Below are 19355 nucleotides of genomic sequence, written 5' to 3' on the forward strand. Positions count from 1 at the left end.
AGATTGGCAAGTTGTTAGCGTTATTGGAATACTCAATATGGACACTGACTACAGTTGTTAACTGTGTCAGTGTCCAATGTAGAGGCACACCTAATCTATTTTTTCTTTTGAAAATCTAGCATCAAAAGGTGACAGTTCACTACCTTTGGCCGTGAGCGGTTGATAGAGTTCTGGTCTGCGGCCACGAATCCAACGTCGCCCTGTACACATATCTAACTCGTGTGCTTTGAGGTCGGCGATGACCATATCGTCTTCGACGCAATCTGTTTCAGCTATGATTTGTCCATATGGATTAAGGATCATGGAGTTACCTGTCCTGACTTCATCCATGTCGACACCAACGCCATTACTGAATATTAGAAACATCCCGTTGTCATGAGCACGTGACGGTAGCCAGCGCATTAACCATTCACGTCCTTTCTGTCCTTGCATTTCGTTACGTATGGCGTCAGGGTTTTGTTTACGGTCATACCATAGTTGGGTGTCAATGAGTCCCATGGCATTAGGACTGCGGGAATTACAGCCACCGGTTTGATGAGGTGCAACGAGGATATCTGCGCCTTTCAAAGCGGTGATTCTGGCATTTTCGACTAGGTTATTATCCCAACAGATAAGTATACCTACACGGCATCCATGTGGTGTGTCAAAAACGGTATATTCACTACCACTTGCCATGTGTTTGCTGACAAATGTATGAAGTTTTCGATGCTTCTTTAGTCGGCCATCAGGCATCGCCATTATGTAGGTATTGTAGAGGTTACCTGCATCGTCTATTTCAATTAAACCCGCACCAATACTGATTTTGTGCTTAGCGGACATAACTAATAAAGCCTGACATGTCTCTCCCTGGGGAACACGCTCAGAGAGGGTTTGAATCTCCGACCTACTGAGTTTTGATACATGCCAATATCCAGTTACGCACATTTCGGGAAACACTATAATTTTCACATCTAATAGTGCGGCTTTTTCTACATAGTGCTTAATGACTGAGAGATTGTAGATTTTGTCATTAGCTTTATGATTGAACTGGACTGAGGCAACACGCACGTCTTTCATTGAGAGCTCCTTTGCTGTTCTGAATTGACGTCACCAGTATAAAAATTCAAATACATTCCATATAATGAAAAATATTCTATGTTTAATGACGGTATGGAATGGATTTCGATCAATTACGCACTTTTTGCCAGTTAGCTATAGATGGTAACTACCGAGTAGCATCTGAACATCTTTGCATCACGCAGTCGGCTTTAACCAAAAAGATTCAGCGTCTCGAAGCGCATACCGGATTGGTTCTTTTTGAGAGAGGAAGACAAGGTGCTTGTTTGACTCAGGCTGGTCTGACGCTTCTGCCCGAAGCACAACGTATGGTGGATAACTTTAATGCCTTTCAGGCTTTAACTCATTTGGTGGCTGAGGGAACGACGGGAACCCTTAAAATAGGCTTTGGGATATCTTCCTATCATCTTGCTCCACACTATATCGCACAGTTTAAACAGGCGTTTCCGAATATTCATATTGTGCTCAATGACATGCCATCACAGCTACAAACTGAATCCTTATTACGCGGAGAACTTCACCTTGGCTTTAACCGACTACCAGCCATTCCTCCACTTAAAGGTATAAAGTTTTCCTCAGATCATTTAGTAGCCGCAGTTCATCGTAGCCAATTGATTGACGAAAGCGAGCTTTGGAATTCATTACGTCATTTAGATTACTTAAGACTCACACCAGAACGTGGGTTAGGGTTAGCCAAACAGATAGAAAAGTTACTGATAGAGCAAAATCAAACATTACATCCAGCACAGGAAGCTGATGATATTCTGACACTTCTAGCACTAGTTTCAGCAAATATAGGCTTTACCATTGTTCCTGCCAGTGTTGAAAATATAGCCAATGAAAGTGTTCGTTTTATTCCATTACCTAGTTCAAGTGCTATATGGGATGTTGGTTTAATTTGGAACGAGGAGTTGGGTAATTCTGCTAGAGATAGTTTCATAAAATTCATTGTGAAAGAGAAGCTGGAAGAATTAAAAAGTTTATAAAGTTTATTATTTGCGGCATTACGACTGAATGACGTTAAGCGACTTTTTATACCTGTAGCTATTCATAAATCGCTAACTTAATAAAAGTACTGACAAACTTTGCCAACAAGGCGCAGACTGCTTTGGCTGGTTGAGTTAAGGTCCATTTTGCATCAATCCCTGATTGCGAACAGCGAAACATTGGTCACTTTTCCCCAATTTATACTCGTGCTAGCATCTGAGTTTAAATACGACTTAGGGTACAAACATGTCATCAGACCATTACGGAACCAGTGCCAATTACGCACGTAAAGAAGCAGGCTATAGAGAAAAAGCTCTAAAACTCTATCCCTGGGTATGCGGAAGGTGTGCTAGAGAGTTTGTATATTCAAATCTGCGTGAATTAACGGTTCACCACAAAGATCATGATCATACGAATAACCCCGAGGATGGCAGCAATTGGGAGCTATTGTGTCTCTACTGCCACGATCATGAGCATAGTAAATACCTAGAACATGAACTTTATGGTAGTGAGATAAAACCAGGTGAAGATGAACACAAAGGGGCGACATACAATCCATTTGCTGATTTAGCAAAGATGATGAAGAAGTGAATCTAAAGCACATGAGCGATTTGACTCTTGTGCGCTAAAGTATTGATCCTGCCCCAAATTTCGGACATATCGCTTTTGTCATTAATTGACCGATTTTGGGTAATTTTAAAAGAGACTAACATCATGTTGGCTATTCACTATTTCCTAAAGTGAATATTCAATCCTCAACGGATTCTCGCTGCATAATTTAGTAAAGCTAATTGCTTAGGCTAGTGTTTGGCGTATGTGTCGTATGACTGACGTGGAAAACTAATAACACTCCTGTAATAATTTGTTTTCGTATTTTCTCTGGGAAAGTTGGAATAGATGGTAAATCAAGAACTAATCAAAAAACTTCGTTCAGGAAAATTCTGGTCTCAGGAACATCTGGCACTCATTGCAGGTATCAGTCTTCGCACAGTTCAAAGAGCGGAAAATGAAGGTAAGTGCTCGTTGGAATCACAGAAAGCTATTGCAGCTGCTTTTGAACTAGATGTTGCTGATCTAAGTGTTGAATCAAATTCAACGGTTTTAGGTATAAATGATAGTAAAAGAGATGCGGCTATATCATGGTTAGAGATTGTTGATTCAGGTGAATATGCCTTGAGTTGGAGTAAAGCTGCGCCTGTGTTTCAAGAAAGGATTTCAAGTTCCAAATGGATAAAAATGCTTACTGAAGTACGCACACCTTTAGGCAAAGTTATTTCTCGCTCAGTTAAAAGAGCTTCTGAACACAATTCTCTTCCTGGGGTTACTGATGGTCAGTATCTTGTTATCAATTTCGCAGTAAGTTTTGGGAAAAAAAGCTCGGCTATAGAAACTGTGACGTTGCAGAAAATAGCCAGTGAATGGCGAGTGGCAGGGTATTTCATCAATTAAAAATTGATTTAAAAGGAGTTATTTAACTCTAAAAATATACCTAATCTTCAAACACTGTTACTCATTCTGAATCCATTATGGGAACAAAATCAGCTATGCCTCCTTTTCTTTCTTCATCAATGTATTTTCTCGGCTCTTCGATTTTGTCCCGGTTTCTTTTATGAATGGTAGGTTTTATTGTTCTTCGAGAAACATGAGGTTCTTGGGAGTTCGCAACGTTTTACTCTTCTCTCTAGTAGAGGGAATGATTTATCAGGCGATATGTTAGCCAGTTTTGGTTTTACGATGGTCTTGTTTATCTAGGAATTGGCATATAGCCCTGACCACATTAATGCTATAAATCTTGGGACTTTCTCAGCTTCCATCTGTGCAACATTGCTCGTTCTAACTTTTACGGTATTTCTCTGTGAGAGAGAAAAGAAGAACAACATCAGATCTGAAATATAGAGGGGCGGCAGTCTGCGGTAATAAATTATCGCAGAAGCCGCTATTCCATCTCCAGAGGGGCAGATTTCACTATGACATTTTAGGTATATTCGCTTTCAGCTGCTTCAGAACATACTGAAGAATACCTCCTGAGTTGAAATACTCTAGCTCCTTGTAATTATCTATACGTGCAATAACTGGAATGGTGAGTTCGGAACCTTGAGCGGTTACCACGATAATATTCAAGTCTAATAAGGGCTTTATAGGTTCATTCGGGGCGATAAATACGGTCTCATTACCCTCTAGAGTCAGTGAATTCAATTCATCTGGTCGCGTCAGTTGAAGAGGCAGCACGCCCATACCGACTAAATTACTGCGATGAATCCGTTCAAACGATTCCGCGACTACCGCTTTTACATTCAATAACAAACATCCTTTTGCCGCCCAATCTCGACTAGAACCTGATCCATACTCTTTGCCAGCAAATATTACCAAAGGAACTTGAAGTTCAATTGATCTCCTGCTCGCGTCGAAAATAGGAATAACTGGGGACGCTTTCTCAGTGGTCGACATGTTACAGTCATTAAGTTTGGTATCGCCGTGACATCTCGTGAAACCGCCTATAGTCGGGGAGGCAATTTTGTTCTCCAAACGTGAATTTGAAAAAGTCCCACGAACCATGATGTGATGATTTCCTCGGCGTGAACCATAGCTATTGAACTCCCCTGGTGGGACGTTTTTCGAAAGTAAATATTGGCCCGCCGGACTATTTTCTGAAATGAGGCCTGCTGGTGAAATATGATCGGTTGTAATCGAATCCCCCAAAATTGCTAATACACGCGCTGATTCAATAGGAAAAGTTGGTGATGGTACTTCCAAAAATGGTGGGCGTTGTATATAAGTGGAGTTTTCGTCCCACGGGTAGCAGGGACTATCTTTCATCGACAATTGTTCCCATTCTTCATTGCCTTCAGTAATATCGTTGTAGCTCAATCTAAAGTGGCTCTCATGTACTTGATTCAGCATTTCATTTAGCGTGGATTGGCTTGGCCAAAGATCTCTTAGAAATACAGGTTCATTGTTACCATTGATAGCAATTGGTTCGTTTTCTAAGTCAATACAGGTTGTACCCGCTAGCGCAAATGCGACGACTAATGGTGGTGAGGCAAGCCAGTTTAGGCTAACGGATGGGTGAATTCGGCCTTCAAAGTTCCGATTGCCTGATAATACTGCCGATACGTTCAGGTTGTTTTCTACGATCTCGGTTTCAAGATTATTTTTCAGTGGGCCAGAGTTACCAATGCATGTTGTGCAGCCGTATCCAACGCGATGAAATCCCAATAGGTCTAGGTAGTGTTGTAAACCAGTATCGTTGAGATATCGAGCGACTGCTAATGACCCGGGTGCGAGAGAAGTTTTGACATAACTAGGAACGGTCAACCCTTTTTCAACTGCTGCCATAGCAACCAGACCAGCAGTAAGCATAACAGAAGGGTTCGATGTGTTAGTGCATGATGTGATAGCTGCAATGACGACATCGCCATGGTTTAAGTGCTTATATGAGTCTAAGCGGTCCAACTTTGAGGCACCTTCAATAGAACAATGATCAAGAGTCACTTGCTTAATTGCACTGATGTTAAGTCTATCTTGCGGTCGTTTGGGACCTGCTATTGAAGTGACAATATCAGATAAATTCACCACAACAGTTTCATCATATTCCGGTGAAGGGCTGTTTGTATCCAACCATAGTGCTTGTTCTTGAGCATAAGCACGAACTCTATCAACTAATGAAGAGGGGCGGTTTGTAAGTGTTAAATAGGTAATCGTGTTTTCGTCAATCGGGAAAAATCCACATGTGGCGCCATACTCTGGGGCCATATTGGCTAGAGTAGCACGGTCGGGCACAGATAAATGAGCTACGCCACAACCAAAGTACTCTACGAACTTACCGACCACTCCGTGGGACCTCAATCTTTCTGTAATCGTTAAAACCAGATCAGTAGCTGTAACGCCGGGACGCAATTGCCCATCAAGACGCACGCCGACAACACGTGGGACGGCAATATTGAGCGGTTGACCCAGCATTACAGCTTCGGCTTCTATACCTCCCACACCCCAACCCAACACACCCAACCCGTTAACCATAGTAGTGTGGCTGTCGGTTCCTATAACAGTATCTGGTGTTAACACTCCATTTTCGTTTACACGAACCACTTGAGATAGATACTCCAGATTCACTTGATGGCATATGCCCTTACCTGGCGGTATAACGGTCAAGTTACGGAAGTTTTTTTGTGCCCACTTAAGGAATGTATAGCGCTCTCTATTTCGAGCCATTTCATGTTTACGATTCGTATGTATTGAGGATTCAGAACCTGACTGGTCAACAATTAACGAGTGGTCTATGACTAGATCTACCGGGCACTTAGGTGTTACATGGCACGGGTCTCCGCCCCCTTGAGCTACAGCATCTCTTATCGCGGCAAGATCGACCAAAGCAGGTATGCCGGTATAGTCTTGCATTAGCACTCTGCTGGGATAGAAATTAAATTCTGATGAGTTACTGCTGCTCTCGGAATCGAACGTCGATTTTTTAAGAAATAAAGCTTCAATAATTCGAGATGATTCTTTTAAGTCAGAGGGTTGACGCATTACATTTTCAATAAGCAGGCGCTTAGTAAAGGGAATGTTGGACAGGCTTACTTGATAATCTTGGGCAAGTTTTCTTAACGACCAGTATCTATATTCAATACCTTTTACATCCAGTGATCTTAGATATGTTTGGCACCATGATTTTTCGTTGGTAGGTATCATGATTTGTTTCCTTTCAATAATGGTTGACCTTTGTAAAAGGAACCTCCTTGTCGTAGAGATGTTTTTTGGGCATTTTTATTTTTTCCCATATCCAAATAACTTTAATCATTTCAAAATCTATAAAGTGAAAGGATCAGAGTTGAAAATCCAAAAGAAGGAATAAGTTGGAATGGACTGTTGCCACCAAACAATAACTAGACTCAAAAAATGAAGGAAAGCTTGTGATTACTGTGCCTTCAACCGTATCTAGATGAGAGCCACTTTTGTTGCTTGCGGACCTTTCTCACCAAGTTCAACTTCAAAACTGACTTTTTGTCCGTCCAATAGGGTCTTAAATCCATCAGATGAAGTCGAACGAAAATGTTCTTGCCATCACTATCCTTGGTGATAAAACCAGATCCTTTATTTTCGTTAAACCATTTTACTGATTCATTGCCTCTATCAGACATATATACCACGATTATTTTATAGCCTAAGGATCTGATAACTTGAGTTATTTCATAGTCACTCAAGAGGGCTGTCGCAGAAGTTAAACGAAAAATTTCGAGAATTACTGTGAAAGGAAACTTGTTTTATAATGAAAAAAATAACTCAAACTGGCAGAACTACTTTAAGTATAAGACTTAATTTTAAAATAGTTGCTTTAGTCCTCAGCCATATATTCTTTTAGTTATACGGTGATGATATTTATGAAAAAATATCAGCAATATTTTTAACGTTTTGGTTAATTGCGATGATTCCATAGATAGTAGCGCTTAGATTGAATATCTACTGACTTGATAGACACTTTCTGGATAAGCCGTCTAGTTTTGAAGGTTAGGTCTTTGCCAAACTTCCAATGATTTGAAATTTACTAATCTAGCAAGAGCTGTAACTGATTATGTTCAGCTTCGACTTGGACACACCCGGCTGAAATATTTTTGCCCCTTTAGGTGCCTTGAAGTATTTATGAATATAACGTGAAGACATAGAAGATAAGAGAGCACTATAATCTAGACTGAATGTGACTGTTTCCCCTACAAATAATGGTTTCTGTGAAGATTCAAGGACAAGATGATCGCTGGTTGAGGACATGATCTTAATCCCATTCGGAGCCTTAAGACCGCTGACACAAACATCTTGGCGGCCTAATGCAAGAATAGCTTGTGAGACCACCCCTCTATCTTGAAGCCTTTGATTTTCACCAAAAGCATTTAACCCCCGATTTCCCCAAGGCAAAGTCGGTTTAATATTGGATTCAATCACTTCTGCGGTCAAAGAAACCGCGTCTGTATGTAAACCTTTAATATTTTCCTGCTCTAAAGGTTCACAGCCTAAAAAAATTGCTTCTCCTATACGAAGGTTATTTACTCGAGTTAGGCCAGTTCTCTGAAGAGCCCAGTTAACAGAAGCAGAATTTCCCCCTGAAATAATCTCTAGGCTGATTCCAAATGTAACTTCAATCCCATCGGCAAGATCAGAAAGAATCTTCATATTTTGATCATCTGGAGCGACACCATACCGACAGGCCAAATTTGCACCAATTCCTTTTATTGTGATGTTCGGTAAAGAAATAATCTCACGGACAAAATCAATCATGCGATTCGGCATCACACCTTCTCTAAGATCGCCTAGCTCAACCATAATAATAATATCGTGACGACAATTTTGTTGTTCCGCTAAATATGAAAGCCTCTGAATAACTTCTACTTCAGAATTTAAACTCACGTCACTATACTTAATTACGCTAGCCGCTTGGCTTAGCATGGGTGTGCGTATCAGCATTTTAGGGATAGAAATGCCAGATTCTGTCATCTTTTGAAGATTTTCAATTCTTGAATCCGCTAACATTGTTGCGCCAGCATCAATAAGAACTTGTGCGATGATAGGGTGGCCGAGGAAGGCTTTTGTTACAGGCGTAATTGAGATGTTTTTCAGTGAGAGCTGAGTAATAAGGAACTGAGCGTTGTGGTGAATTTTCCCACAGTCGATGTCTAACCTAGGGTAGTTCACTCTTTTCCGGCCAGTTTACTTGCGATTATAGGGAAGGCTGACACTACGATGTTCAGTAGATCTTCAACAGGTTGTGATAATGCATCAGTAACAGGTATACCAAATTCGGTGTTATACCTATCTATCGCACGGTATGTTTCATCCAAAGACATACCTTCATGATTGAGCGTTAGTCCAATTACATTGGTATTAGAAAATGTTTCGATAAGATTGATTTCCGAGGCAATAGAGGGCATTGGGCAATCAGGAAAATCAATACGATATAAACGCTTAGGGGCGTGTTGTAATATCACACCTGTAGGACAACTGCCACGTAAGATAAAAGCGCTGGTTGAAAACGCAGGGTGACTTAAGGCTCCTTGCCCTTCAATAATAATCAAGTCAGGGTCCTCTTTCTCATAGGCCTGTACAATGACAGATTCCAACTCACCTGCACAAAATTGTGAAGGAACAGCATCAAGTGCAACGCAGTATTGTGCGCCTTGCATAATGCCCGTTTGACCGGTGGCAATAAGAACAACGTTAAGGCCTTTTTTTGTTAGTTCACTTGCCAATATCGTTGCTGTTGTTCGTTTTCCTAGCGCACAATCCGTTCCCATTACAGCAATTCTCGGACATTTAACGCTGTGTATTGTCCCGCTAAACGTTTTCATGTCACTTTTATTTTTGGGTTTGCGAGTATCTAATATTCGAACGTTATTCTTTAAGCTAGCTTCTAAAAATAGAGGATCATCGGTAAGAAATTCATGTAAACCATTTACAATGTTCATTCCTAGTGACATGGCATTTAAAATGATGCTTTTATCTAAGTCAGATAAAAAGCCACTTGATGGCGCAATACCAAAAATGAAGTAATCGGGAATGCTTTCTGCGTGATTGATAGCCTCTTCTGTATTAGCAAGGATAGGTATTCCATTGGCTTTGTTATCTAGTACTTCTCCAGTATCTAAGCTGGCAGATTCACTATCAATAACCGATAGAATACGATAGCTTAATGAATGCCTAACTAGACCATTTGCTGTTTTACCATCAATTTTACCGAAATTGCCTTCACAATATATAATCGCAGACGGGATGATAGGTTTTACTTTCTGAGCTAGCGGTAACCAAGGTGCTATACGGTGGGTGTCATTGTTAGTTTCTACATTTTCACTTCTAGTGAGTTTGAATATGTTTATTAACTTTGGGGTTGAAATGGGCATAACTAAAGCCTGTTGTGAGGCTTAGGAGGGCAACTAAGGAGTGCCGAGATGCGAGTTCGGAAAAGAAAAGAAGTCCCTACTAAGCGGTAGGGATAAAAACTAAGGTAACACACTTACTATACTTTTGTTGGTTATTATTAACATGCTTTCTGCATCCGTCACTTTCAAACCTTACTAGAGTTAATTGGGCAAATTTGGGCTCATTAATTCAGCAAGCTTTCTTTCGTGTTCCATACTGTCTTCGTATCAATCATTGACCTAATGAATATTTGAATCTTTTAATCAGAAACGTCACTGCAATATCATTCAATACTGTCATTTTATACCTGTTATTTTTACCTATATGGCTCTAGATAGAGAAAGGAATGGAATGGACAGTATATTTGTCGCGATGGTTAGTTTCGCATTTGTTGGCGCAGTTACTCCTGGCCCTGTGAACCTCATTGCAGCTTCGACGGTCGCTCAACGCGGTAAAAATGTCGCAGTAACGTATGTGTTAGGAGCTTCGATAGCTTATACAATTGTTGTGTTTATCACTGGTATTACTCTAAATACCTTTGTTGAGTGGTTGCCCAAGGTCGAGCTTTGGATGCAGTTTATAGCGAGTGCATTCCTATGCTATCTTGCCTACAAGTTATATTCGGCTCCTTTGGAAAGATTGAGTGTCGAAGATGGGCATCATTTAGGTTGGGCAAATGGGGCGTTGGTTCAGTTGTTAAACCCTAAAGCTTGGTTAGTGTCTATGTCAGGTGTTAGCCTTTTTGTTGTTGGGCAGCATGAACAACAGTCATGGTTATGGATGTACACATTAGTATCACTAATTGCTTGCTTGGTCGGTGTAGGTATATGGGCAGTAGTTGGTTCAATGCTCACCAATTACCTAAATGGCAAAAGAAGACAGCAGATATTTAATCGAGTAATGGCGATGATACTACTTGTGTCTGTAATCATGATTTGGAACTGAGAAAACATCTGGTATGAAAAGAGATAACAGTACTCGTTTTAAGCAAAACTCTGTTCTTCCGTGGGTAGAATTGCGAGTTGCTAATAAGAGCAACGCTTGCTACGGAGCTCACTCGCATGACGAGTTTTCCTTTGGTGTTATTCGCCAAGGTTGTGCTGTTTATAAAAATCGAAACAAATCTCATGTTATAGGGGTTGGAGACTTAGTAACAATTAACCCTTCTGATATTCATTCCTGTAATCCAGAGCAAGATGTATGGTCCTATAGCATGTTGTTTGTTAATGCTTTTAAAATGGGGCAGATGCAGCAAGATGTCTTACGTGAGAAAAGTCAGTGTATTAGCTTAGACTACCAGCCTTTCAACGCTGATTATGAACGCAATGAATCCCTGAAACATCAATATCTAGCACTATTTTCTGCATTAGAAGATGAGTCTTCTAGCTTGAACATAGAGTCTTGTTTTTATGATTTTGTTGAGTCCAGTCTCTACAAATCGAGGTCAATCAAAGAAGAAAAACTCCTCGCTCCTCCTATCAAGCGTATCAAGGAAAAGTTACTTGATGGAATAGCAGAGCATCATGAACTTGAGAGCTTAGCGAAGGAAGCCGGGATGAGTCGATACCAGTTACTTAGAGCATTTAAGATCCAGTATGGGCTACCTCCTTACGCCTATTTGATGGATGAGAAGATAAAACGTTCTAAGGTGATGTTGAGAACGGGAAGCTCTCTAACAGAGGTGGCTCATAGTTTAGGCTTTTCAGATCAAGCTCACTTCCAACGCCAGTTTAAAAAGCGTTTGGCGGTTACTCCCAAATATTACCAGTCACATTTTATTGGTATGTGAATGTTTAACTGTTGGGAGTTGGAAGATAAATAGGAGAGAGTCAGACACATAGGAAGACGGAATTGCAAAAAAATGGGACGAGAATGCTCTCTCATGTAAACCTATATGCAATATGGTCTTCCAGTTTTTCCGTACCAGAACTTTAAAGTTTGATACTCCAAAATGCCATCGAATACGATTCTCTTAATGACTGGAGGATAATGGCTTTCTATACAGCGTCTAAGACATATAGTGCTTAACTGACTTCATCATTTTTTGGAATGATGGGCACTCTAAGTGAGATGGTTGAGGGCACGTCGCTACATGATTTAGACTATCTCGTACCGCTTTTAGCCGTTTAATTTGCGCATCAATCTCTATCGTTTTTTGAGTAAGCAAAACTCGATCAATAGCCAATTCATCGTTTTCATTAAACATCGTTGAAATTTCACTTAGTGATAATCCAGCCAAACGCCCTAAGGAGATAATATTCAGTTTATTCAACACATTTGGCGCGTATTGTCGTCGTAGCCCTTTTCTACCAATAGAATGAATAAGTCCGAGTTTTTCATAATATCTCAGTGTTGAAGGTTTTAACCCAGACTCACTAGACACGGTCGCAATATCCATAAAATCCACCATTGACTTAAAGTCAACTTCAAGTTGTATCATGCGAGCTAATCTACCAAGTTCTTGATGAAATACAATGAGGAATATCGAATGGATACAATGGACTGGCTACAAACAATTTTGATTGGTATTGGTGCCACTCTAATTATGGATGCATGGGCATGTTTTCAAAAACGAGTACTACGAATTCAGTCTCTCGATTATGCACTTGTAGCACGGTGGGTAAGTTTAATCCCAAGAGGTCAGTTGATTCACCATACAATAATGGACACAACACCTATACAAGGAGAAAAAATTTTGGGTTGGAGCCTACATTATTTGATAGGAATCGTTTTCGCCTTAGTTCATGTATTACTATTGGGCGAAGTATGGCTAGTTGATCCGCATATGCTTCCAGCTCTAATAACCGGTATAGTTACCCTGATTTTTCCTTTCTTCATCATCCAACCTTGTCTGGGCTTTGGGGTTGCAGCGAGTAAAACTCCCTCTCCATGGAAAGCTAGGGGACTCAGTTTATTGGCTCACAGCTTCTATGGAATTGGCCTATTCTGGTCGGCTTTGGTATTGAACTATCGTTTCTTGTGAAATTTAGTAGCCCCAATAACGAACTCTTTCCACTAAATGAGTGTTTTGATATAGGTGTAGTGTTCCACCTGTGGGTCATAACTATTAGTTCGAGTATCTATACGTTGATATCCTTTTTTTCGTAGTATTGATAGCTGCATTTGTTGTCAGCAACAGAAAAAGGCCATGGAATCAGTTTACAGACAGTAGCTGCAGCCAAACCTCTTATTGCAAGTGGTGAGTTGGTAGGGCTGCTAACAGAGTGGGAGCCGAAACCTCTGGGCGTATATGTGGTGTATGCAAATCGAAAATATGTGACACCGCTTTTGTCCAAGATTGTTTTGGCTTAATAGCAAAAAGGCGAACCACTCGGTTCGCCTTTACTCTCTGTAACTTAGTTAGTCACAAAATTTATTAATAGTCATCAACAGATTCAATCGCTACTCGTAGCTTTCAATGCTAGGGCAAGAACAGATTAGGTTGCGGTCGCCATAGACGTTGTCAACTCGGTTAACTGTTGGCCAGTATTTTGACTCTTTCGTTTGCTTACTTGGGAAGCAAGCAATTTCACGTGAATATGGGTGATCCCACTCTGTGCTTGATAGATCAACTTGAGTATGAGGAGCGTTAACCAATGGGTTGTTTTCCAGTGGCCAAACACCGTTATGAACTTGGTTGATTTCTTCACGAATTGCGATCATTGCATCACAGAAACGGTCTAGCTCAGCTAAATCTTCAGACTCCGTTGGCTCTACCATTAATGTACCAGCAACAGGGAAGGACATAGTTGGTGCATGGAATCCGTAGTCCATTAAACGCTTAGCTATGTCTTCTTCGCTGATACCTGTTTCTTCTTTTAATGGGCGAATGTCGATAATACATTCATGGGCTACACGGCCATTTTTACCACGGTACAATACTGGGTAGTGTGGGCGTAGGCGTTCCATCACATAGTTAGCGTTCAGAATGGCCACTTTGGTTGCATCAGTTAGGCCTTCTGTTCCCATCATTGCAATATATGCCCATGAAATAGGAAGAATAGAAGCACTGCCGATATCGGCTGCTGAAACCGCATAGTCGGTGCCTTCAACGCCATCTTCGATATGACCCGGAAGGAATGGTGCTAAGTGAGACTTAACGCCAATTGGTCCCATACCCGGACCGCCACCACCGTGTGGAATACAGAACGTTTTGTGTAGGTTCAGATGCGAAACATCTGAGCCGATGAAGCCCGGAGAAGTTAGGCCAACCTGAGCGTTCATGTTTGCACCGTCTAGGTAAACCTGACCGCCAGCTGCATGTACCATGTCACAAACTTCACGTACTTGCTCTTCGTAAACACCGTGTGTAGAAGGGTAAGTGATCATAATGCTTGAGAGATTGTCTTTGTGTTTTTCAATCTTATCTGCAAGGTCGCCTAGATCGATGTTTCCGTTCTCATCACATTTAACCACCACCACTTTCAATGAAACCATTGATGCTGTAGCTGGGTTAGTACCATGTGCAGAGCTTGGGATTAAACATACGTTGCGATGACCTTCTCCACGGCTTTGGTGGTAACGTTGAATCGCAAGTAGGCCAGCATATTCGCCTGAAGCACCTGAGTTTGGCTGAAGAGAAAATGCATCGTAGCCAGTAATCTCACATAGCTTCTCTTTTAGATCATTCGCTAGAGCTGTATAACCAGCAGCTTGTGCTTTTGGCGCAAACGGGTGTAGTGCTCCGAACTCAGGCCATGTCACTGGGATCATCTCTGCAGCCGCGTTCAGTTTCATGGTACAACTGCCTAGTGGAATCATACCGTGAGTCAGAGAGAAATCTTTATTTTCAAGCTTCTTCAGGTAACGCATCATCTGCGTTTCACTACGGTGCGTGTTAAACACTGGGTGAGTCAGATACTTAGAAGCACGACGGCAGTTCTCAGGAATAGCCGCGAATTCATTACTTGCGATTGTGTTTGAAAGTTCAGAGATATCTTCTTTAACGTCGAAGATAGCAAACAAAGCTTCTATATCTGCCAGGGTTGTAGTTTCATCGAAGCTAATACCAAGCTGATTTGGAAGTTTGCGTAAGTTGATATCTGCTTGTTGTGCATTTAGATAGACTGCTTCAGTGTTGCTACCAGTATTGATAGTGATTGTGTCGAAGAAGCTATTGTGGGCAAGCTCGTAGCCTGATTTAGTTAAACCAGCGGCAAGGATTGCAGTTAAATGATGTGTACGACGAGCAATCTTCAATAAACCTTCTGCACCATGGTATACCGCGTAGAAAGAGGCCATGTTTGCAAGCAGAGCCTGAGCTGTACAGATGTTCGAGGTCGCTTTCTCACGACGAATATGTTGTTCGCGAGTCTGCATTGCCATACGAAGTGCTTGGTTGCCTTTGCTGTCAATGGATACGCCGATAACACGGCCTGGCATAGTACGTTTGTAAGCTTCGCGAGTTGCCATAAACGCAGCATGCGGACCGCCGTAACCCATAGGTACGCCAAAGCGTTGAGCAGAACCGATTACTACGTCTGCGCCCATTTCACCTGCTGGTTTTAGTAGAGTGCTCGCCAAAAGATCTGTGGCTACTGTTACTAACGTTTTGTTTGCGTGTGCTTTTTCGATGATATCGGTTAAATCGCGAACTTCACCTGTAGTGCTAGGGTATTGAACAAGTGCACCGAAAACATCTTGCTCTGCAAGGCAATCGATTGCGCCGATGATAACTTCAAAACCAAAGAACTCTGCACGAGTCTTCACCACTTCGATAGTTTGTGGATGAACATCATCCGCTACAAAGAAGCTGTTGCTCTTGCTCTTACCTGCGCGTTGACACAGAGTCATTGCTTCAGCTGCCGCTGTAGCTTCATCAAGTAGTGATGCGTTGGCAATGTCCATACCCGTTAGGTCCATTACCATTTGCTGGTAATTCAACAAAGACTCTAAACGACCTTGAGAGATCTCTGGTTGGTATGGTGTATATGCGGTGTACCAGCCTGGGTTTTCAAGCACGTTACGTAAGATTACGTTTGGCGTGAAAGTGTTGTAGTAACCCTGGCCAATAAATGTTCTTTTGACTTGGTTTTGCTCTGCGAAAACACGCATAGCAGCAAGCATGTCTGCTTCGCTTTTTGCTGGAGCAAGATTAAGCGGAGATTCTAGGCGAATGTTTGCTGGAACCGTATCTGCGATAAGTGCGGTTAAGCTCTCAGCCTTGATGGTGGCAAGCATCTTTGCTTGATCGTTATGATTAGGTCCATTGTGTCGAGCAACAAATTCATTTTGCGTGCTTAGGCTATGAAGTAGTTCAGTCATTTTCCCTTTACCTTCTAAACCACGAGACAACTCGCTTGCGTGGCTTTGAAAAAAGCTGCCCAAATGGACAGCTTTCCTGTTGTATAAATTAGTCTTCTTCGATTGAGCTCAGATACTCTTCGGCATCTTTAAGATCGTCTAGCTCTGCAGGATCGGACATTTTTACTTTCACAATCCAGCCACCTTCATAAGGTTCTTCGTTGATAAGCTCAGGGCTATCTTGTAGCTCTTCATTTACTTCAACTACCACACCAGATACTGGTGCATAGATATCAGAAGCTGCTTTTACAGATTCAACAAGTGAAAAACTGTCTCCAGCATCAATCTCTGTATCTGTTTCTGGTAGCTCAACGAAAACCACATCACCCAGCATTTCTTGAGCGTGCTCAGAAATACCGATAGTTACAGTGCCATCACCGTTGTCACGAACCCATTCATGGCTTTCTGTAAACTTCAGTGTATTGTCCATTGCTAATTCTCCAAAAAAGTATCCAAACTGTACTACCGATTGAATGGGGCCTTGAGTGTTAATGTTCCATTCAATCTTCAAGCATTATCAAATGTTTTGTTGTCGACAGACTTTTTAGATAGACCTTATCAACAACGATTTCAAATTCTAAACAGCTTAAACCTATCTATTCGTGATGATGTGTGAATTCCACATCAAAAGTAATGATAGGCATCTCTGATGCAAAAAGAGATGATTTATTTTGTCTATGCTTCGCTTCAAAAATACTGAATGGTTGTGCTCTTGGTATTGTGATTATTGCTTGAGCTTCGCAATGTGAACTCGGTCGATTCTGATAAGCATTTTGTTAAGTAAAAATGTTAAATTTAACCGGCTCAGCGATACCACCATTATTGGCTTAGCTAACAAGCCAGTAACATACTCTTTGGTGTGACAACAATCAATGAAAAATTTCCTATAGGAAACATGCATGACGTTTTTGTTAGCCAAAGCACGCTTTATTTCAATATGTGCTCTTTAATGAATCAATAGCTTTGTGCCACAATGATTTTCAAATACAGGAATGCTATTCATTAGAGGGAAAGCATGTCAGAAGACATTTATGATGAGTACCCATCAATGATACTTGCCAAAGAAGCAAGTGAACAAAATATAGAACCTTTAAAACTTGGGCAGAGAATAAAAGATATCCGAACAAAGTTAGGGATCACGTTAGAAGAAGCAAGTAATCGAACGGGGTTGGCTCGCTCGACATTAAGCAAGATAGAGAATGAACAGATTTCGCCAACCTTTCAAGCAATGCAAAAGTTAGCTCATGGTTTGCAAATCGATATGCCGCAACTGTTTGAGCCGCCTAAGAAAATTTTAGCGACAGGCCGTAGAGATATTACAAGAAACAGTGCGGGTAAACCCCATCCGACACAGACCTATGAACATGAACTTTTAGCCACTCAGTTATCAAATAAGAAAATGATGCCATTTAAAAGTCGAGTTCGAGCTCGTGCTTTTGAAGAGTACAGTGACTGGGTTCGCCATGACGGAGAGGAGTTTCTTCTTATTCTCGAAGGTGTGGTTATGTTCTATAGCGAGTTTTATGAACCTGTCCGCCTAGAAGAGGGTGACAGCGTCTACTATGACGCCACAATGGGGCATATGCTGGTTTCATTAAGTGAAGATGATGCTCATATTCTCTGGGTAACCGCAAAATAGACTCAAAAATACAAAGTTTCCTATAGTGAAGGCAAACGTTTGCATTTTGTTTTGATTTGAAGAAAAATACGCCGCATTGATGTTTATAGAATCAATGCGGCGTTTTTGTTGCTTACTCAGAATGTGATTGAGTTGTTAACTTAGATCTTGGTCACTGTTTGAAACTTGTTAATCAGAGAAAACAGGCGCATTCTTGTTTACTATTGGAAACATGGTTTCCGCCTTATGGAACTTTTGCTTTTTGAGATGGCTGACTCTACGTATAAGAGCTTGGCAAAATGGAGAATAAAATGACTCAAGAACATGCGACTCAGGAACTTCTAGTTACTCCTTTACATGCTTTGCACATTGAAGTTGGTGCAAAGATGGTTCCTTTCGCAGGCTATGATATGCCTGTTCAGTATTCACTAGGCGTAAAAAAAGAGCACTTGCATACTCGCGAGGCTGCGGGACTGTTTGATGTTTCGCATATGGGTCAGCTTCGTCTGCATGGTGTAGGTGCTGCTCAAGCACTAGAAACTCTAGTTCCTGTGGATATCGTGGACTTGCCTCAAGGTAAGCAGCGTTACGCATTTTTCACTAATGAAGAAGGTGGGATTTTAGACGACCTTATGGTCGCTAATTTAGGTGATCATCTGTTCGTGGTCGTTAATGCGGCTTGTAAAGAACAGGATATCGATCATCTGCAAGCTCATTTACCTTCTGAGGTTGAACTTGAAATTATTGAAGACAGAGCGCTGTTAGCACTTCAAGGCCCAAAAGCCGTCGAAGTTCTAGCTCGTTTGCAACCTGCTGTTGCCGATATGCTCTTTATGGATATTCAGCAAGTTAGCATTGATGGCATTGAATGCATTGTTAGCCGCAGTGGTTACACCGGCGAAGATGGCTATGAGATTTCAGTTCCAGCTGACCAAGCTCAAAAACTGGCTCGTAAGCTGACTTCATTTGAAGAAGTTGAATGGATTGGTCTGGGTGCTCGTGACTCTCTACGCCTAGAGTGTGGTCTATGTCTATACGGACATGATTTAGATACAACAACTACGCCAGTAGAAGCAAGCTTGCTATGGGCGATTCAGCCAGTACGCCGCACAGGCGGTGCACGAGAGGGCGGTTTCCCTGGTGCTGATATTATCCTCAATCAGATCGCGACTAAAGATGTGGCACGCAAACGCGTTGGTTTAGTTGGTCAGACTAAAGCACCAGTACGTGAAGGTACCGAGTTGTTTGACGCAGATGGTCAACATATTGGTGTTGTTACAAGTGGTACTGCGGGGCCTACAGCGGAAAAACCAGTTTCTATGGCTTATGTTCGTACTGACTTTTCAGCAGTCGGTACCGAATTATTTGCAGAAGTTCGTGGCAAAATGCTCCCTATGTTGGTAGAAAAAATGCCGTTTGTACCGCAAAGATACTACCGCGGTTAAGTGAATCTAAGTAAATAGGTTAGTCCTAAGAGCCGTAAGTCTAG

Annotated in this window: 15 protein-coding genes and 1 pseudogene; 8 read left to right on the plus strand and 8 right to left on the minus strand. The window is 41.5% G+C overall.

Annotation, left to right across the window (positions count from 1 at the left end):
* Window positions 1-90: 90 nt before the first annotated feature.
* A complete protein-coding gene (locus tag P4S58_RS17130) occupies window positions 91-1056 on the minus strand; it encodes a nitrilase family protein (RefSeq protein WP_337164881.1) in 966 nt (321 codons plus the stop codon).
* A gap of 98 nt (window positions 1057-1154) precedes the next feature.
* Here P4S58_RS17130 and P4S58_RS17135 point away from each other — a divergent pair, with 98 nt between their 5' ends.
* The 3 genes from P4S58_RS17135 (at window position 1155) to P4S58_RS17145 (ending at window position 3492) form a co-directional block, all read left to right on the plus strand.
* Window positions 1155-2042, plus strand: a complete 888-nt coding sequence (locus tag P4S58_RS17135; RefSeq protein ID WP_337164882.1) for a LysR family transcriptional regulator — start codon at window positions 1155-1157, stop codon at window positions 2040-2042.
* A 247-nt stretch (window positions 2043-2289) separates the two neighbouring features.
* Window positions 2290-2634, plus strand: a complete 345-nt coding sequence (locus P4S58_RS17140) for a YajD family HNH nuclease (RefSeq protein WP_102953523.1) — start codon at window positions 2290-2292, stop codon at window positions 2632-2634.
* A 306-nt stretch (window positions 2635-2940) separates the two neighbouring features.
* Window positions 2941-3492 (plus strand): DUF4019 domain-containing protein, encoded by a 552-nt coding sequence (locus P4S58_RS17145; RefSeq protein WP_337164885.1) that lies wholly within the window; start codon window positions 2941-2943, stop codon window positions 3490-3492.
* A gap of 516 nt (window positions 3493-4008) precedes the next feature.
* Here P4S58_RS17145 and acnA read toward each other — a convergent pair.
* The 4 genes and pseudogenes from acnA to P4S58_RS17165 form a co-directional block, all read right to left on the minus strand.
* Window positions 4009-6732 carry an aconitate hydratase AcnA gene (gene acnA, locus P4S58_RS17150; protein ID WP_337164887.1) on the minus strand — a complete coding sequence of 908 codons (2724 nt, stop codon included), beginning with the start codon at window positions 6730-6732 and terminating at the stop codon, window positions 4009-4011.
* Between the two features lie 246 nt (window positions 6733-6978).
* Window positions 6979-7181, minus strand: a pseudogene (locus P4S58_RS17155) (cold-shock protein).
* A 409-nt stretch (window positions 7182-7590) separates the two neighbouring features.
* On the minus strand, window positions 7591-8724 hold the full coding sequence (locus P4S58_RS17160) for an alanine/ornithine racemase family PLP-dependent enzyme (RefSeq protein ID WP_337164889.1): 1134 nt from the start codon (window positions 8722-8724) through the stop codon (window positions 7591-7593).
* Window positions 8721-9926, minus strand: coding sequence for a DUF1611 domain-containing protein (locus P4S58_RS17165; protein WP_337164891.1), 1206 nt, complete (start codon window positions 9924-9926; stop codon window positions 8721-8723). Before P4S58_RS17165 ends, P4S58_RS17160 begins: the two co-directional genes overlap by 4 nt.
* 370 nt (window positions 9927-10296) lie before the next feature.
* Between P4S58_RS17165 and P4S58_RS17170 the strand changes: the two genes are divergently transcribed.
* Both P4S58_RS17170 and P4S58_RS17175 read left to right on the plus strand, forming a co-directional pair.
* Window positions 10297-10890, plus strand: coding sequence for a LysE family translocator (locus P4S58_RS17170; protein ID WP_337164892.1), 594 nt, complete (start codon window positions 10297-10299; stop codon window positions 10888-10890).
* 13 nt (window positions 10891-10903) lie between these two features.
* A complete protein-coding gene (locus P4S58_RS17175; RefSeq protein WP_102966894.1) occupies window positions 10904-11734 on the plus strand; it encodes an AraC family transcriptional regulator in 831 nt (276 codons plus the stop codon).
* Window positions 11735-11953: 219 nt separating this feature from the next.
* Here the strand turns inward: P4S58_RS17175 and P4S58_RS17180 are convergent, their stop codons facing one another.
* Window positions 11954-12343, minus strand: a complete 390-nt coding sequence (locus tag P4S58_RS17180) for a helix-turn-helix domain-containing protein (RefSeq protein WP_042487382.1) — start codon at window positions 12341-12343, stop codon at window positions 11954-11956.
* A 90-nt stretch (window positions 12344-12433) separates the two neighbouring features.
* Here P4S58_RS17180 and P4S58_RS17185 point away from each other — a divergent pair, with 90 nt between their 5' ends.
* Window positions 12434-12928 carry a DUF2938 domain-containing protein gene (locus P4S58_RS17185; protein WP_337164895.1) on the plus strand — a complete coding sequence of 165 codons (495 nt, stop codon included), beginning with the start codon at window positions 12434-12436 and terminating at the stop codon, window positions 12926-12928.
* Window positions 12929-13347: 419 nt separating this feature from the next.
* On the opposite strand, the gene gcvP is transcribed toward P4S58_RS17185, so the two are convergent.
* Window positions 13348-16209 carry an aminomethyl-transferring glycine dehydrogenase gene (gene gcvP, locus P4S58_RS17190; protein ID WP_337165816.1) on the minus strand — a complete coding sequence of 954 codons (2862 nt, stop codon included), beginning with the start codon at window positions 16207-16209 and terminating at the stop codon, window positions 13348-13350.
* An 88-nt stretch (window positions 16210-16297) separates the two neighbouring features.
* A complete protein-coding gene (gcvH, locus tag P4S58_RS17195; protein ID WP_042487376.1) occupies window positions 16298-16678 on the minus strand; it encodes a glycine cleavage system protein GcvH in 381 nt (126 codons plus the stop codon).
* Window positions 16679-17263: 585 nt separating this feature from the next.
* On the opposite strand from gcvH, the gene P4S58_RS17200 reads away from it, so the two are divergent.
* Both P4S58_RS17200 and gcvT read left to right on the plus strand, forming a co-directional pair.
* Window positions 17264-17887, plus strand: coding sequence for a helix-turn-helix domain-containing protein (locus P4S58_RS17200; protein WP_337164897.1), 624 nt, complete (start codon window positions 17264-17266; stop codon window positions 17885-17887).
* A gap of 290 nt (window positions 17888-18177) precedes the next feature.
* On the plus strand, window positions 18178-19311 hold the full coding sequence (gene gcvT, locus P4S58_RS17205; protein ID WP_337164898.1) for a glycine cleavage system aminomethyltransferase GcvT: 1134 nt from the start codon (window positions 18178-18180) through the stop codon (window positions 19309-19311).
* Window positions 19312-19355: the final 44 nt, after the last annotated feature.

Source organism: Vibrio sp. Hal054, from assembly GCF_037162405.1.
Classification (GTDB): Bacteria; Pseudomonadota; Gammaproteobacteria; order Enterobacterales; family Vibrionaceae; genus Vibrio; species Vibrio diazotrophicus.

Excerpts from the sequence above, each read along its gene's own strand:
- P4S58_RS17135 (WP_337164882.1), top strand. The coding sequence starts at position 1,155 with ATGGATTTCGATCAATTACGCACTTTTTGCCAGTTAGCTATAGATGGT.
- P4S58_RS17185 (WP_337164895.1), top strand. The coding sequence starts at position 12,434 with ATGGATACAATGGACTGGCTACAAACAATTTTGATTGGTATTGGTGCC.
- P4S58_RS17145 (WP_337164885.1), top strand. The coding sequence starts at position 2,941 with ATGGTAAATCAAGAACTAATCAAAAAACTTCGTTCAGGAAAATTCTGG.
- P4S58_RS17175 (WP_102966894.1), top strand. The coding sequence starts at position 10,904 with ATGAAAAGAGATAACAGTACTCGTTTTAAGCAAAACTCTGTTCTTCCG.
- gcvH (WP_042487376.1), bottom strand. The coding sequence starts at position 16,678 with ATGGACAATACACTGAAGTTTACAGAAAGCCATGAATGGGTTCGTGAC.
- gcvT (WP_337164898.1), top strand. The coding sequence starts at position 18,178 with ATGACTCAAGAACATGCGACTCAGGAACTTCTAGTTACTCCTTTACAT.
- P4S58_RS17130 (WP_337164881.1), bottom strand. The coding sequence starts at position 1,056 with ATGAAAGACGTGCGTGTTGCCTCAGTCCAGTTCAATCATAAAGCTAAT.
- P4S58_RS17170 (WP_337164892.1), top strand. The coding sequence starts at position 10,297 with ATGGACAGTATATTTGTCGCGATGGTTAGTTTCGCATTTGTTGGCGCA.
- P4S58_RS17165 (WP_337164891.1), bottom strand. The coding sequence starts at position 9,926 with ATGCCCATTTCAACCCCAAAGTTAATAAACATATTCAAACTCACTAGA.
- P4S58_RS17200 (WP_337164897.1), top strand. The coding sequence starts at position 17,264 with ATGTCAGAAGACATTTATGATGAGTACCCATCAATGATACTTGCCAAA.
- P4S58_RS17140 (WP_102953523.1), top strand. The coding sequence starts at position 2,290 with ATGTCATCAGACCATTACGGAACCAGTGCCAATTACGCACGTAAAGAA.
- gcvP (WP_337165816.1), bottom strand. The coding sequence starts at position 16,209 with ATGACTGAACTACTTCATAGCCTAAGCACGCAAAATGAATTTGTTGCT.
- P4S58_RS17180 (WP_042487382.1), bottom strand. The coding sequence starts at position 12,343 with ATGGATATTGCGACCGTGTCTAGTGAGTCTGGGTTAAAACCTTCAACA.
- acnA (WP_337164887.1), bottom strand. The coding sequence starts at position 6,732 with ATGATACCTACCAACGAAAAATCATGGTGCCAAACATATCTAAGATCA.